This window comes from Methylobacterium sp. 174MFSha1.1 (genome assembly GCF_900116815.1).
GTDB lineage: Bacteria > Pseudomonadota > Alphaproteobacteria > Rhizobiales > Beijerinckiaceae > Methylobacterium.
Genome location: NZ_FPCB01000015.1, coordinates 107,067 through 122,128 on the forward strand (window position 1 = coordinate 107,067; position 15,062 = coordinate 122,128).

The following is a 15,062-nucleotide window of genomic DNA, read 5'->3' on the forward strand; positions in this document are numbered from 1 at the left end:
CGTCCGGCTCCCGTCTCACTCCCGCCGCAGCAGCCGGTCCACCAGCAGGTCCGACCACAGCCCGGCGCGGAAGTCGCGCTTGAGCGCCACCGGATCGTAGACGTGCTCGACCCAGTCGAGGAAGCTCAGGCCCTTCGGCTCGCCCTCGGTGAGGTAGCGTTCGAAGAACGCGTCGAGGATGCCGGTCTTGGCGAAGCGGAAATGGCCGAACTTCGCCGAGAGCTGGCGCGCCGCCTCGCGCACCGGCCGGCCCTCGTGCAGGATCAGGTAGAGCGCGGCGGCCAGCCCCGCCCGGTCGGCGCCGGACTTGCAGTGCAGCACCGCCGGGTAGGCGAGGCCGGCGAAGAAATCCTTGGCGGCGAGCAGCGTCGCCCGGTCGGGCGCCTCGCGCGAGCGCATCACGAACTCGACGAGTTGCAGCCCCTCGCGCTCGCAGGCCTCGCGCTGGAGCTGCCAGGAGCCGTGCTCGCGCCCGCCGCGCAGCGAGATGATCGTGCGCACGCCCTGGCGGCGGAACCAGGCGAGATCGTGCGGCGCCGGCTGGGCCGAGCGCCAGACCATCCCGCGCCCGATCCGGTGGCGGTTGAGGTAGGCCAGCCGGATCACCCCGTGATCGATCAGCAGCATGTTGGCCCAGGCGCGCAGGCGCCCGCCCGGGCCGGCGATCGGCTGCTCCCAGCGGGCGATGCGGGCCATGCGGCGGGCGTAGCGGGTCTCGGGCGGAAGGAAGCGGTTGAGCACGAAGGGGCGGGCGCCTGGCTTTAAGAGAAAATACGCGATTCGCGTCACGCGCAGCGTGCCGCTCTATCAGCCGCGTGACCCGGCCGCAACGACGCCGCCGCAGATGAGCCGGCGCACAAGCCTGGCATTGCGCTTGCGACGTCTCCCCCGCATCGTGGGGACGCGATCCGTCGGCTAACAATCGAGGGGGAAGGCCGTGAGCACTCAGGTCGTCAGCATTCGCCGGGCCCGGGACCAGGATGCCGGGATGCTGTCGGAGATCTTCGACGCCGCCTGGCGCGAGGCCTATCAGGGCATCATCCCGGGCGTCGCCCTCGACCGGATGCTGGCCCGGCGCGGGCCGCGCTGGTGGCGCTCCACCATCGGCCGCAACCGGCCGCTGGTGGTGCTGGAACTGGGCGAGAGCGTCATCGGCTACGTCTCCTACGGCCGCTGCCGCGACCGGGGGCTGAAGGCCGAGGGCGAGATCGACGAGATCTATCTGGCGCCGACCTATCAGGGCCTCGGCTATGGCACCCGGCTGTTCCGGGCGGTGCGCAACGATCTCGCCGACCGCGACGTGCGCCGGGTCGCGGTGTGGTCGCTCGCGGAGAACGACCGGGCGCGGGACTTCTACGAGCGGATGGGTGGGCGCGTGGTGGCCGAGGCGACCGACCGCATCGCCGGCGCCGACCTGCACAAGGTCGCCTACTTGTTCGGCTGACGCAAGGAAGCGGCTCCCCGGCGGAGCGGTCCTGCCTCTTCGGTGATCACGGAGGCGGGCGGCTGCCCAATCTGCGGTCATCCACAGCAGCGGGCCCGGGGGCGCGAGGGACATTGCCCGTGGCCCGGCCGCCGCGGAACTTGTCCTCGACTGTCACGGCGACCGTTGCGTCCCGGCGCTTGTGCGGGCGCCCGCGTCCCTCTAAGTGCACCTCACGAAGCTCCCGCTGCGCTGACGCCGCCACGGCGAGCAACGGCGGCGACCGTGGAAGCTTCGTGAGAGACACTCAGGACCGCGCCATTCAGGGGCATTCGCGCCCTTGCAGGGAGTTTGCTCATGCGCCTCGATGCCATCTCCATCGGCAAGAACCCGCCCGAAGACGTCAACGTCGTCATCGAGGTTCCGGTCGGCGGCGAGCCGATCAAGTACGAGATGGACAAGGAGGCCGGGACGCTGATCGTCGACCGCTTCCTGTACACCGCGATGCATTATCCGGGGAATTACGGCTTCATTCCCCACACCCTGTCGGGCGACGGCGATCCGTGCGACGTGCTCGTCGCCAACACCCGGGCGATCGTCCCCGGCGCCGTGATGAGCGTGCGCCCGGTCGGCGTGCTGGTGATGGAGGACAATGCCGGCGAGGACGAGAAGATCATCGCCGTCCCGTCGCGCAACCTGACCAAGCGCTACGACCGGATCGAGAACTACACCGACCTGCCCGACATCACGATCCACCAGATCCAGCACTTCTTCGAGCACTACAAGGATCTCGAGCCCGGCAAGTGGGTCAAGATCGTGCGCTGGGGCGACAAGGCCGAGGCACATCGCCTGATCCTCGAGGGTATCGAGCGGGCCAAGAAGGCGGAGTGAGGGGCGGGCGCCCGCCCTTTCCCATCTGAAGACCAGGACGCGAACCCTCCCCCCTGCGGGGGAGGGTGGCAAGCGGAGCGAGCGCAGCGGGACGAAGTCCCGCCGAGAGGGGCAGCGCGACGCTGATCCAGGTGGCGCCCGTCGGAACGGGTCAATCACTTCCGGAAGCGTCGTCCCCTCTCCGGCCCTGCTTCGCAGGGCACCCTCCCCGCAGAGGCGGGAGGGTTGATGGCGATCACGGGGCACACCGCATCGCCCGCTCCATCGAGGTGATCTCGGCGATCTCGGCGCGCTGCCGCGCCGACAGGGGCACGTCGGCCTGATCGTCGTAGCGGCAGCCGGCATTGCCGAAGTTCCGGATCGCCTTGGCGGTCTTGAAGCAGTAGCCCGCCTCCTTGAAGATCATGTTCCGCTGATACCAGAACTCGTCGCAGGACTGCGCCAGGACGGGCGTTACGCCGGCCAGCAGCAGCAGGGCGGAGATCGCGGCTGTCTTCTTCATGAGTCGCACCTGTTTCCGAAGGGCCGAGGCGGGGCAGGACGAGGCGGCATCCGCCCGAGCGCTCGCGGGCGGGGATGCGCCCGCGAAGCGTGGATCCGGCCGTCAGGCCCGCGCTGCCGCGCCGGCCGACCGCGGCTTCTTCACCGCGTCGTTGTAGGGCGCGTTGTAGGCGCGGCGCACCGAGGCCCAGTAGGCCTCGCGCTCGCGGGCCGAGAGGCGGCCGAGCGCGGCGTTGAGCGCGGCCTCGCCGGCGGCTTCCAGCCCGCGCAGCTGGTCCGGGGTGACGTCGTGAACACTGGTCATGGTGGAGGGGTCCCGAGCCCGGTTGGGTTCGGCCGGCACCATGCCACAAGCACGGCGGTTCCGCACGCCTGCGCTTGTCCCGCGGCGGCATCGCCCTACAGCATTTTTCGACGAGAGCCGCCGATCACGCCGGCGGGGCAGGGGATCCGACGCGATGGTCAGGCGCTACCGCATCCTCGCCGACTACCATCAGTTCTACCTGTGGGACCACGGGGCAAGTCCCGACGCGCCGACGGACTTCACCGCCGCGGACGTCGCTCGCCGGATCAAGGCGGCGCCCTTCGTGGTCGTCGTCCAGCCCGAGCGGAACATGGAGGTGCCCGTCGAGGTCGAGGTCGTGCGGGACGCCCCGCCCCTCGATCTGGATCGCTGGGATCACGTCGCGGAAGCGAGCCTCGCCCTTCCCTCCGGGCGGCTGGAGATCCACGAATGCACGGGCGGGTCGGTCGACGTCGTCCCGGTGGCTCCCGGCATCTACCGGGTGAGAGCCGAGCATGGCGGCCTGGGAACGATCAGCCCGGACGGCCTCGACGGCCAGGACCGGTACCGGATCGTCCTGTGGCCGGCCCCCTTCGCGGAGGTGTCGGTCCTGAAGCAGTACGGCGCGTGAGGCACCCGCACCGATCGGCCGCCATACGAAAACAGGCGCGCGCGGCCGGGATGCTCAGCGCGCGCCGTTCCTCGACCCGGACAGGGCGGGATTGCGGTCGGCGGCCCGGGCGGCGCTCGGCGGCAGGCCGTCGGCCTCCTGCGGCCTGTCCCAGGCGGGAGGGGGCGTGCCGGGCTTCGCGCCCTCGCGATGCGCCTTGCCCCAGCCATAGCCCGCATTGACCCCGGCATAGAAGCCGGTGAAGTCCTCCGCCGCCGCCGGCCCGGAGAGGACACCCGCCAGGGCGGGACCGATCAGGACGGCGCACAAACGGAAAGGAGCGGTGGCCAGGGACCACCGCTCCGTCCGTGTCGATCGATCACTCGTGCGACAACGCACCGAGGATCAATCCACGTTGATGCTCTGAGCCTCGCGGCCCTTCATGCCCTCGACCACGCCCATGGTGACGGGCTGGCCCTCGGCGAGGGACTCGAGACCGGCGCGGGCGAGCGCCGAGCGGTGGATGAAGACATCCTTGCCGCCGTCATTCACCGAGACGAAGCCGAAGCCCTTGGCGGGATCGTACCACTTCACGGTGCCGCTCATCTCGGTCGACGGACCGGAGGCGAAGCGGCCACCGCCGCCACCGCGCTCGGGACGGTCGCCGAAGCCGCCGCCACCGAAGCCGCCGGCACGCGGCGGACGGGGATCGCGACGGACCGGAGCCTCGGCCGTGCTGGTGTCCACGCTGGTGATGTTGGTCACCTGCGGGCCCTTCTGGCCCTGCGCGGTCTGGACGGTCAGGCGGGTGCCCGGCATCAGATCGGCATGACCGGCCGCCTCGACGGCGCGGATGTGGAGGAAGGCGTCGCCCGAGCCGTCGCCGAGCTCGACGAAGCCGAAGCCCTTCTCCTTGTTGAACCACTTGACCGTCGCGTCACGCTCCGGCCCCGAGGGGGCAGCGCCACGCGGTCCGCCGCGGTCGAAGCCACCGCCGCCGCCGCCGAAGCCGCCGCCGCCGTAACCACCGCCGCCGCCACCACCGTAGCCGCCGCCACCGCCACCATAGCCACCGCCGTAGCTGCTGCCCTGCGGCGCCTGGTCAGGCCACCGCGGCTCGCTACCACCACCCTCGTCGAAGCCGCGACGGCGCGGCTCCCGGAAATCACGACCACGTCCCATTAGAAGCTCGCCAAAACGTAAAAACCGCCGACCACCCTTGTACCCCGGTGCGCTCTGTGCCTGACAGCCGACGCCTCGAGATCGTTCCATTCCCGGCTGCGGTGACCAAGATGACCGCCACACTCCTGACGCAACTCAGACCGCACCGCAAGGCGGATCTGCCACGTGTGGCGATGACGGGGGTTACTTTCTCACGTCGCGACGCGGATTGACAGCCCGATTCGGCATCTTTTCCCCGTGTCCATCGCGCATCACTGTGGCGTATAAGCACGGTCTCGCGCGCCGCGAGCCCGGCCCCGCGTGACACGGGCATAGGTCTAACACCTATGGGGCGCATCCGCGCGGGACCCTGCCGAGGCCGCGACGCGTTGCCTGTCCTGCTCCCTTGCACCACTTACCCGTGTTCCATCCGTCGAGGTCCCGATGCCGGCCCCCTTCCTTCGTCCGTCGCGCCGTCACGCCGATCTCGGCCCCGACTTCTACGACGTCGTCGCGCCCGCCCGTTTCCCGGCCCATATCCTGCGCCACCGCAACCAGCCCTGGGCCGAGCGGGTTGGCCTGGGCGCCCTCACGGACGAGGAGTGGCTCGCACATTTCGGCCAGTTCCAGCCCCTGCCCGGCAGCTTTCCCGAGCCGCTGGCTCTGCGCTACCACGGCCACCAGTTCCGCAGCTACAACCCGGATCTCGGCGACGGCCGCGGCTTCCTGTTCGCCCAACTGCACGACCTCCGGGACGGGCGCCTGCTCGACCTCGGCACGAAGGGCAGCGGCCAGACGCCGTGGTCGCGCACCGCCGACGGCCGCCTGACGCTCAAGGGCGGGGTGCGGGAGGTATTGGCGACCACGATGCTCGAGGCGCTCGGCGTCGAGACCTCGAAATCGTTCAGCCTGATCGAGACCGGGGAGGCGCTGGTCCGCGGCGACGAGCCGTCGCCGACCCGCTCGGCGGTGCTGGTGCGGCTCAGCCACTCGCACATCCGCATCGGCACGTTCCAGCGCTTCCGCGCCTATGACGACCGCGACAACCTGCTCCGGCTCCTCGACCACACGATCCGCACCTACCGTCCGGACACCTGGCGCGACGACCCGGCCGACCGGGCGGCGGCCTTCCTCGCCGATGTCTGCCGAAGGGTCGCCCGGATGGGCGCGCAGTGGATGGCGGCGGGCTTCGTCCACGGCGTGCTCAACACCGACAACATCAACGTGACCGGCGAGAGCTTCGATTACGGCCCCTGGCGCTTCGCTCCCGTCAACGACCCGGCCTTCACCGCCGCCTACTTCGACGAATACGGTCTCTACGCCTTCGGGCGCCAGCCGGAGGCCCTGGGGTGGAACCTGGCGCGGCTCGCCGAGTGCCTGCTGCCGCTCTCGGACGAGGCGCGGCTGGGGAGCGCCATGGACGCCTACGGCCCGGCCCTGCAGGAGGCCTTCGCGGGGGCGATCCTGCGCCGCCTCGGCCTCGCGGCGCCGGCGGACGAGACGGCGATGCACGCCCTCGTCGGCGCGTTCTGGGCCTTCCTGCAGCAGAGCCGGGCGCCGTTCGAGCAGGTCTTCTTCGACTGGTACGGCGGGCTGGCGAGCGAAGCGCGGGCGGCCCGCAGCCCGGCCGCGGCGCATTACACGGGTGAGGGCTTTTCCCGGATGCGCCGGGCGCTCGAACCGCTCTCGCCCGATCCGGCGGCGCGGCTCGACCATCCGTACTTCGCGAAGGAGACGCCCTGCACGATGCTGATCGACGAGGTCGAGTCCCTGTGGGCGCCGATCGCGGCCGCCGACGACTGGTCGGCCTATCGCGCCAAGCTCGCGGCGATCGGCGAGATGGCGCAGGCCTACGGCACGGAACCCGCGGCCCCCTGAGGCCGGGGGGCCGGGCTCCCGCGGGGCTCGGGCCCGCTCAGCCCGACGCCGCGAAACAGGTGCCGGCCGAGGGGATCCATGCGGTAGCCCGTCACCTCGCGCCGCGCGACGACGAACACCGCCGAGTGGGCGATCGGCACCCACGGCACCTCGCGGGCGAAGATGGCTTGTGCCTGGACGTAGAGCGCGGCCCGGGCGGCCTGGTCGGGCAGGCGCCGGGCCCGGGTCACCAGGGCGTCGAAGGCGGGGTCGCACCAGCGGGCGACGTTGCTGCCGCCGGGCCGGGCAGGGATGCAGCCGAGCAGCACGCCGAGGAAATTGTCCGGGTCGCCGTTGTCGGCGGTCCAGCCGAACAGGGCCATCGCCGGCACGCCGGCCAGCATCTTGGCCCGGTAGGCGCTCCACTCATCGGTGAGGAGCCGCAGGCGCACGCCGATGCGGGCGAGGTCGGCCTGGATCATGTCGGCGACGCGCCGGCCGTTCGGATTGTAGGCCCGGCTCACCGGCGGGTACCACAGTTCGGCCTCGAAGCCCGAGGGGAAGCCCGCCTCGGCGAGCAGCTTCTGCGCCGCCGGCCGGTCGAGGGGCGGGTCCCGGAGCGTCGGGTCGTGGCCCCAGAGGTTCGGCGGCAGGGGCGAGCGGGCCGCGGTGCCGCCCGGGCCGTAGATCCCCTCGACGATCGCCGCCTTGTCGATCGCCATCGCGACGGCGCGGCGCACCCGCAGGTCGTCGAAGGGCGGTCTCAGCACGTTGAGGGCGAGGTAGCCGATGTTCAGCTCCTCCTCCCGCATCAGGATCAGCGCCGGATCGGCCCGGATGGAATCGAGGTCGGACGGGTTGGGGAAGGGCATCAGGTGGCATTCGCCGGCCCGCACCTTGGCCAGCCGCACCGCCGCGTTGGGGGTGATCGAGAAGACCAGGCTGTCGATCGCCGGGCGCCCGCCCCAGTAATCCGGAAACACGCGGTAGCGGAGCGCCACGTCGGGCTGGAACGCCACGAAGCTGAACGGTCCGGTGCCGATCGGCTCGCGGTCGAAGCGCTCCTGCTCGCCGGCCGCCAGGAGGGTTGCGGCGTATTCCGCCGACTGGACCGCCCCGAGGGTCATGGCGATGTTCGGCAGGAAGGTGGCGTCGGCCTCGCGCAGGCGGATGCGCACCGTGCGGGGGTCGAGCGCCTCGACCGCCTCGATCAGCTCGGGGAGACCGAGATCGCGAAAGTAGGCGTATTGCCCCCCGGACACCGCGTGGAACGGATGGTCCGCCCGCCATTGCCGGGTGATCGAGAACACCACGTCCTCGGCGGAAAGCGGCCGGGTCGGCTTGAACCGGGCGTTGCGATGGAAGGCGACGCCGGGCCGCAAGGTGAAGGTGTAGTCGCGCCCGTCCGGCGAGATCGTCCAGGATTCGGCGAGGCTCGGGCGGATCGTGGTGGTGCCGGGCTCGAACGCCGCCAGGGTGTCGAAGACCGGCCAGGCCGCATCCATCCCGGTCGTCGTGGTGACGAGCTGCGGGTTGAGCGATTCGGGATTGCCCTCGGAGCAGAAGACCAGGGTCCTGGCCGCGGCCGGCAGCGCGGCGAGGCAGAGAAGGACGGCGAAGAGGGCCGGTGCGGCGCGAAGGAGCGCCGGGGGCCGCCCCGCGGCCCGGCAGCGCGTGCCGCCTCGTCGTGTCCTGCCCGGCATCGCTCCCCCGCCTTCCGCCGCACCACGTCGTCTCGGAGCGGCACCCGGTCGCGGGCCGCTCCAGGTCCGAGCCCCGTCATCCCGGCCGAAGCGGTCCTCCGCCCGCCGGACGACACCCGCCGTGTCACTACACCACGGCAAGGAAAAAATCCCCAGTCGGCGCGGCGCCCTACTGCGCCGCCACGCGCGTCTCCGCGCCCGCTCGGGCAGGGGCCGGCCCGGGATCCGATTTGGCGAGGCGGGCCGGGAACTCGACCCGCACCACCGTGCCGCTGCCCTCCCGGCTCTCGACCGCGATGCGGCCCTGCAGCTGCCCGGTGACCAGGTTGTAGACGATGTGCATGCCCAGCCCCGAGCTGCCGCGGTGGCGGGCGGTGGTGAAGAACGGATCGAAGATCCGCTCGCGGTCCGCCGCCGCGATGCCGCGCCCGTCGTCGCGCACCTCGAGGCGGACCCAGGCGTCCTCCTGAGGCGGCGCGCCTTGAGACAGCGATCCTGGGGGCGCCGCGACCTGCGACACCGCGACGACGATGCGCCCCGGCTGTCCGTCCGCGAAGGCGTGCACCACCGCGTTCTTGACCAGGTTGGTGATGACCTGGGCGAGCGCGCCCGGATGGGTGTCGACCTCGAACTCCCCGCCGTCGATCCCGTCCCGGACCTCAGGCCCCTCCAGTTCGAGGCGGTGCCCGCCGCGGCGCAGGAGCGGCCCGAGGCTGCGCAGCAATTCCCCGAGCCACTCCCGCAAGGAGAAGCGGCGGTGCTCGTCGCTCACCCGGTCGACGGCGACCTGCTTGAAGCTGTGGACGAGGTCCGCCGCCCGGGCGAGGTTGGCGGTGAGCAGGTGCGAGCCCTCCTGCATCCGCTCGACGAAGTGGGACAGGCGCGAGCGCGAGAGCTGGCCGGTCTTCGCCAGCTCGCCGAAATCCCGCGCCTCGTCGCGCACCAGGGTCGCGGTGGTGAGCGCGATGCCGAGCGGCGTGTTGATCTCGTGCGCCACCCCGGCGACGAGCTGCCCGAGCGAGGCGAGCTTCTCGGCCTGGATCAGGTCGGACTGGGTCTGGCGCAATTCGGCGAGCGTCCGGTCGGCCTCCTCCTTCGCCCGGCGCAGGGCGCGCTCGCGCCGGCCGATCTCCTCGACGAACATCGCGGTGGCGCGCGCCATGTCGCCGAGCTCGTCGCGCCGGCGCCCGACCGCCTCGCCGACGTCGTCGCCGCCAAGATCCCCGCCCCGGACATCCCTGCCCCGGGCATCCTTGCCCCCGAAATCCTTGCTCCCGAGCACGCGCCGGGACGGATCGGCGGCGAGCGCCAGCATGCCGCGCTGGAGCTGGCGCAGCGGCCCGGTGATCGAGTGCGCCGCCGCGAGGCCGACCGTCGAGCCGACCACCAGGCCCGCGCCGGCGCCGACGAGCAGGAGGCGCAGGAGGAAGGTGCCGAGGCGGTCGGCATCGTCGATGAAGACCTCGTTGAGGCTGCGGGCGGTCTCGCCGATCACCGCCGCGAGGCCGTCCATCGCCGCGATGCCCTCGTTCTGCCGGCGCAGGCCCTCGACCGTGGTGCCGAGGCGCTCGCGCCAGCCGTCGATCGCATCGATCATCTCGCCCTGGATCAGCGGCGAGATCGGCAGGGCGGCGGCGGTCTCGGACAGGCGCCGCCCGTCCTCCAGCATCGCCGCCGCCGCCGGCACGTCGCGCCGGCGCAGGGCCTCGGCGGTGCGCTGGCCGAGCTTGAGGGTTTCCAGCGCGATGTTCTGGGTCGCCTGCTCAGTCTCGTTGGCCTGCACCGCGTAGGCGAGGAGCTGCGTGACCTCGTCGTGCAGGGCGCGCTGGGCCGAGCCGTCGATCTTGAGGATCCGCTCGCACCACTCGTCGAGGACGTTGACCGGGGAGGGGAGCGGCGCGTGCTCGGTCACCATGCCGCCCGCGGCCAGGGGGCGCGGCTCCTCGGACCCGCGCCAGGCCTCGTAGGCGGCGGTCAGGATCAGCAGCTCCTCCGCCTCGCGCTCGCGCCGGTCGCCCTTGAGCGCCGTCGCGAGGTCGCGGGCGGCGTTGCGCACTTGGACCATGGTGGACTGGACCATAGTGGACTGGACCATGGTGGACGGCACGCCGCCGGCACCTCCTCCTGCCGCCGTCCCTGCGCCTCGGGCGGCCTCGATCTCGGCCTGGGCCACCAGGCTGCGCAGCTCGTTGACGGCGCCGACCACGTCGCGGACCTGGCGCAGGGTGGCGGCCTTGTCGGTGAGGGAGACGACGAGGTCGGTGTTGGCGGCGCGCTGGCGGTCGCGGGCCTGGTCGGCGAGGCTCACCAGGGCGTCGGCGCGGGCGGCCATGTCGGCGATCAGCCCGTCGTTCTCCCGGGTGATCCGCACCAGGGCCTGCATCTGCTCGATCGAGTCCCGCAGCGCGTCGCGCGCCGCCTCGATGCGGGCCGCCTGATCCGGGGTGCGGGCGTAGCGGCGCAGGTCGTCGAGGGAGCCAGCCGACTCGGCCGTCAGGCGGGCGAAGCGCTCGGCGTGGTCGGTGCGCTCGGCCGGGCGCGCCGCCACGAACTCGTCGCGCACCGTCGTCGACAGGGTCAATGTGCGGTAGATCGCGCCGGCCAGCACCGCGCCGTCGCGGGCCTTCCCGGCCTGGTCGAGCAGGAGCCAGCCCGCGAGCGCGATCAGCGCCGCGATGGCGATCGGCAGACCGCCGACCAGGAAGATCTTGTGGCCGACCCGCATCGTGGTCCCGTTCCGCCGCGGGTGCCGACTATGCATTATTTCTCAAGGTCTGCCAGGGCCCTGGGACCTGCCGGATCCGGGCAGACCCGCCCGCCTCATCCCGGCATCGGCGGCCGCAGGATCGTCCGGCCGCGGGTCCCGGAGACCGGGCCAGGACTGCCTTTCATCGACCGGCGCTTCGTCGCCCGGCCCTCGGGGGCCTGCCGCCTCGGCCGGAGGGCGGGGACCGGTGCCGGGCTGGCCGGGATCAGGGGAGCCGGCCGGCAGCCGGTGCAGCGGCTCGGGTCCGCACCGAAGAGGGCGCGCAGCGCCTCCAGCCCGGCGGGATCGCCGGTGAGGAGCGCATCGAGGCGATCGGCGCTGAAATGCGGCATGACGGTCTCGCGGTCGGCGGCCTCGTCGCAGGGTGTCCGGCGTCATCCGACCGAGACCCGGCCGGGCATCCGGACGGGCAAGGCCGGGCGCAGCTCCTCGATCATCCGCACCGGCCGGCGCGGCGCGGCCCCCTGCGGGGCGCCCTCCGGCTGCAGGCAGGTGTCGGGCCGGAAGGGCCAGGCCGCCTCCGTGCAGGCGCGCCCGGCGGCCGGAGCCGTCGAGACCGGGAGCGCCCGCGGCGTCCCGGCGGGCGCCTCCACGGACATCTCGGCGGGGACCGCCTCGCGGGCATCCCCGGCCAGGTGCGCGGCCGTCGTCTTCGTCATCTCGACGACGCCGGCCGTCAGCATCGCACTCATCAGGATCACCCGCGCCACGATCATCTTCGCCTCCTCGCAACCCGTTATGTCCCGGGCTCTTGTGGGGGGCGGTATAGAGGCGTTGCATGTCCGCGATTTTGCGTCGGAGCGCCGATTCGGCCCAGTCGAAGCGGATCGTGTTTCGTCGGCAGCAGTCGACGAAACATTCGGCGTTGCAGCACTGATGTGAAAAATCCCCCTCTCCGGCGGGAGAGGGGGACGGACTTGCCGGAAGAAATTTGGTGCGATCGCAGGCCGCGAACCAATCGATCGTCTCAGATCAATCGGTCGCGAACCGGTCCGATCGGATCACTCGGCCGGATGCTGCTCGGCGGTGAAGTGGCCGCACCAATCCTGGCCGGCGACGACCGGCCACAGGCCGTGGCCCTGCGGCTCCGGCTGGCTGACCGGGGGGTTGTAGCGGCACAGGCCCTGGTCGCCGGTGGCGGCGGCGCCGTTGAGCTTGTGGTCGTCGAAGTAGCGGCAGCTGTTGCAGGCCGCGCCCTGGGTGGTCGCCATCGTGGTCTCTCCCGTCCGGTGAGCCGTCGCCCGGCCCCGTCAGTTGCTAATTAGAACAACTCAAAACTGGAGGCAAGAGGGAGCCGAGGGAAAGGGCATCCGGGGCGAGAGGCAGCTGGGAAGAATCTCCGGGCCGCGGTCCCGCGGGCCGGGACGGTGGGGCTGGCGCCCGGCCCTCCTCGCCGTCTTCCTGCCGCTCCATCTTCCTGCCGACATGCGCCGCGATGAGGCGGATCTGCGGGGTGCTGCGGCGACGCCCCTCGAAAGGCACCTTCCATTCGCCGTCGTCCGCCCTCGGCGCCGACGGCGCAGCCGCCCCCGATTCGCGGGTCGCCCGGGCAGACCGGACGCCTCGCCTCCACAGCGGAGTCCGGATCCCCCCGGACGCAGCCGCCCCCGAGCCGTCCGGGACGGCCGCAGAAATCCTCCAAACACCATAATCATACCGACCCTGCCGGATCGGCACATCATCGGCGTCGATCTACATTTCCGTCGTTTATAAGAGATTTGCCCGATAAAATTATACCAATCCGTGATTATACTCAGATCGGATCGATCCGTACTCTAATATTTATATTTTGTTAGAGCTTCAATGCGGCGCAAGTAATCGTATCGAACCCGCTTGTTAGTTCTTGGAGATTTTGTTAGCGCATAGGTCACAACTAAGATGTGGCACAGTCACAATGTGGTGATTCTGCCACATTCTCCCGTCAAGGCGGCGTCCGGCGCTTGTTAGTGCTTGGAGGAGATTGATCAACTCGGCGTCATGAAAGATTGTTCCGTCGCACCGCATGAAGTCAGGTGCGGTTCGGCCGAACCTGTGCGGCGGCCGAATCTTCGGGGGCATAAGAGGGACATGGTCTCGAGGCCGAAAAGGTCTTCGGAACAGAGTCGTTCACCCCTTTCGGGTCCGAAATCTTGGAGGTCTCCATGAAGCTCGTTAAGAGCCTTCTTCTCGGGTCGGCCGCTGGCCTGACCGTTGTTGCCGCTGCCCAAGCCGCCGATCTGCCGATCAAGAAGGCTGTGCCCGTCGAGTACGTCCGCGTCTGCTCGACCCACGGCGCCGGCTTCTTCTACATCCCGGGTACCGACACCTGCCTGCGCGTCTCCGGTCGCGCCCGGTTCCAAGCCACGTACCTGCAGAGCTACACCCGCGGCACCAACAACAACGGCGGTGACCTGACGGGCTACCAGGGCCTCGGCCGTCTGAACCTCGACGCCCGCACGGCGACCGGCTACGGCACCCTGCGCGCCTTCGTCCGCTTCGACCTGTCCTACGGCACCGGTCCGTTCCTCGCGTCCGGCACCGCCCGTAACGCCGGCACCGGCTTCCCGGCCTTCGGCGTCGACACGTTCGGCCGCGTGACCAACGGCGTCAGCCTCGACAAGGCGTTCATCCAGTTCGCCGGCTTCACCGCCGGTCGCGCCGCCTCGTTCTTCGACTTCTACGCCCACGACCTCGAGTTCATCGCGTCGTCGCTCGGCTCCGACATCTCCTCGACCAACCTGCTCGCCTACACGGCGACCTTCGGTCAGGGCTTCTCGGCCACGCTGTCGATGGAAGACCCGCTGCTCCGCAAGACCCCGATCTACGGCAGCGGCTCGGCCGGCTCCAACTTCACCGGCTACCAGATCTTCGTTCCCGGCTCGGGCAACTTCACCCCGGTGCTGGGCACCAACGCCTTCGGCCAGCCGGTCATCGCCGACTACGACGTGATCCAGCGTCAGCGTCTGCCCGACTTCGTCGGCGCGCTCCGCTACGACGCCGCCTGGGGTTCGGCCCAGATCTCGGCCGCCGTGCACGAGATCAACGCCGCCAACGCCAACCAGGTGCGTTCGTTCGGTGGCTTCTCGACCGTCGGCGCCGTGGCTCCCCGCCCGAACAGCGAGTACGGCTGGGCCGTGCAGGGTGGTCTGAAGATCAACCTGCCCTTCATCGCCGCCGGCGACCTGCTCTACCTGCAGGGCTCCTACGGCGAGGGCGCCATCCGCTACACCGGCTACAACGCCTGGCTCGGCGGCTACACCAACTTCGCCACGCTCGCCGCCGGCACCTCGCTCGGCACCTCGCTGGTCGACGCGGTCATCAATCCGGTGAACGGCAAGGCCGACCTGTCGACCTCGTGGACCGTCGTCGCGTCCTACCTGCACTACTGGACCCCCGAGTGGCGTTCGGCGGTGTTCGGCAGCTACGGCGAGATGTCCTACGGCAAGGCCAGCCGCGCCAATCTCGGCCTCGTGAACCAGATCAGCGGCTTCGCCACCTCGTCGCTGCCGAGCCCGTTCGCTCCGGGCTACGCGTTCTCGAACCAGATCCGCGACACCAACCAGCTCATCGTCGGTGCCAACCTGATCTGGTCGCCGGTGCGTGACCTCGACATCGGTCTGGAGGGCAACTACGCCCGCCTCGCGACCCAGAGCGGCCGCGTGATCGACCAGAACAAGGCCCCGGGCCTGAGCGCGGCCAACGTCGCCAGCGTCGTGAACGGCGTGCCGTTCACCGCCGCCGGCGTCGCCCTGCCGACCACCAACGCCACGGACACGTTCCAGATCCGCATGCGCGTCCAGCGCGACTTCTAAGATCTCGGAAGTCCAGATATCGGGGGTCCCGGCGCGAGCCGGGGCCCCTTTTTCGTTGCCCGGACACCGGGACAA

15 protein-coding genes are annotated in these 15,062 nt (G+C 70.8%); 5 read left to right on the top strand and 10 right to left on the bottom strand.

Translation table 11 applies throughout. The features are described 5' to 3' along the window. Nucleotides 1–15: 15 nt before the first annotated feature. Nucleotides 16–741: a fused DSP-PTPase phosphatase/NAD kinase-like protein gene (locus tag BM430_RS14295; protein ID WP_093568015.1), complete on the bottom strand. Its 726-nt coding sequence runs from the start codon at nt 739–741 to the stop codon at nt 16–18. Between the two features lie 196 nt (nt 742–937). Between BM430_RS14295 and BM430_RS14300 the strand changes: the two genes are divergently transcribed. Beyond that, entirely contained in the window at nt 938–1,444 is a 507-nt protein-coding gene (locus tag BM430_RS14300) for a GNAT family N-acetyltransferase (RefSeq protein ID WP_093567924.1), read from the top strand. Between the two features lie 336 nt (nt 1,445–1,780). After that, the gene (gene ppa / locus BM430_RS14305; protein WP_093567925.1) at nt 1,781–2,314 is read left to right on the top strand and encodes an inorganic diphosphatase; all 534 of its coding nucleotides are present in this window, start codon (nt 1,781–1,783) and stop codon (nt 2,312–2,314) included. A 235-nt stretch (nt 2,315–2,549) separates the two neighbouring features. Here the strand turns inward: ppa and BM430_RS14310 are convergent, their stop codons facing one another. Next, entirely contained in the window at nt 2,550–2,816 is a 267-nt protein-coding gene (locus tag BM430_RS14310; RefSeq protein ID WP_093567926.1) for a YARHG domain-containing protein, read from the bottom strand. A gap of 102 nt (nt 2,817–2,918) precedes the next feature. Continuing rightward, nucleotides 2,919–3,119: a hypothetical protein gene (locus BM430_RS14315; RefSeq protein WP_093567927.1), complete on the bottom strand. Its 201-nt coding sequence runs from the start codon at nt 3,117–3,119 to the stop codon at nt 2,919–2,921. Nucleotides 3,120–3,273: 154 nt separating this feature from the next. Between BM430_RS14315 and BM430_RS14320 the strand changes: the two genes are divergently transcribed. Beyond that, nucleotides 3,274–3,729 (top strand): hypothetical protein, encoded by a 456-nt coding sequence (locus BM430_RS14320; RefSeq protein WP_093567928.1) that lies wholly within the window; start codon nt 3,274–3,276, stop codon nt 3,727–3,729. A 54-nt stretch (nt 3,730–3,783) separates the two neighbouring features. Here the strand turns inward: BM430_RS14320 and BM430_RS14325 are convergent, their stop codons facing one another. Together BM430_RS14325 and BM430_RS14330 are read right to left on the bottom strand one after the other, a co-directional pair. Beyond that, complete coding sequence (locus tag BM430_RS14325; protein ID WP_093567929.1) at nt 3,784–4,038, bottom strand: hypothetical protein; 255 nt, start codon at nt 4,036–4,038, stop codon at nt 3,784–3,786. A gap of 75 nt (nt 4,039–4,113) precedes the next feature. After that, nucleotides 4,114–4,890 carry a cold-shock protein gene (locus BM430_RS14330; RefSeq protein ID WP_093567930.1) on the bottom strand — a complete coding sequence of 259 codons (777 nt, stop codon included), beginning with the start codon at nt 4,888–4,890 and terminating at the stop codon, nt 4,114–4,116. 423 nt (nt 4,891–5,313) lie between these two features. On the opposite strand from BM430_RS14330, the gene BM430_RS14335 reads away from it, so the two are divergent. Further along, a complete protein-coding gene (locus tag BM430_RS14335; protein WP_093567931.1) occupies nt 5,314–6,747 on the top strand; it encodes a protein adenylyltransferase SelO in 1,434 nt (477 codons plus the stop codon). Here the strand turns inward: BM430_RS14335 and BM430_RS14340 are convergent. The 5 genes from BM430_RS14340 to BM430_RS14360 form a co-directional block, all read right to left on the bottom strand. Then, nucleotides 6,720–8,429, bottom strand: coding sequence for an ABC transporter substrate-binding protein (locus tag BM430_RS14340; protein WP_093567932.1), 1,710 nt, complete (start codon nt 8,427–8,429; stop codon nt 6,720–6,722). The genes BM430_RS14335 and BM430_RS14340 overlap by 28 nt on opposite strands. Before the next feature lie 169 nt (nt 8,430–8,598). Continuing rightward, nucleotides 8,599–11,154 (bottom strand): sensor histidine kinase, encoded by a 2,556-nt coding sequence (locus BM430_RS14345; RefSeq protein ID WP_093567933.1) that lies wholly within the window; start codon nt 11,152–11,154, stop codon nt 8,599–8,601. Nucleotides 11,155–11,249: 95 nt separating this feature from the next. After that, nucleotides 11,250–11,528 (bottom strand): hypothetical protein, encoded by a 279-nt coding sequence (locus tag BM430_RS14350; protein WP_093567934.1) that lies wholly within the window; start codon nt 11,526–11,528, stop codon nt 11,250–11,252. 42 nt (nt 11,529–11,570) lie between these two features. After that, a complete protein-coding gene (locus BM430_RS14355) occupies nt 11,571–11,912 on the bottom strand; it encodes a hypothetical protein (RefSeq protein ID WP_093567935.1) in 342 nt (113 codons plus the stop codon). A 285-nt stretch (nt 11,913–12,197) separates the two neighbouring features. Beyond that, on the bottom strand, nt 12,198–12,407 hold the full coding sequence (locus BM430_RS14360; protein WP_093567936.1) for a hypothetical protein: 210 nt from the start codon (nt 12,405–12,407) through the stop codon (nt 12,198–12,200). Between the two features lie 930 nt (nt 12,408–13,337). Between BM430_RS14360 and BM430_RS14365 the strand changes: the two genes are divergently transcribed. Beyond that, a complete protein-coding gene (locus BM430_RS14365) occupies nt 13,338–14,987 on the top strand; it encodes a porin (protein ID WP_093567937.1) in 1,650 nt (549 codons plus the stop codon). The last annotated feature ends 75 nt before the right edge of the window (nt 14,988–15,062 follow it).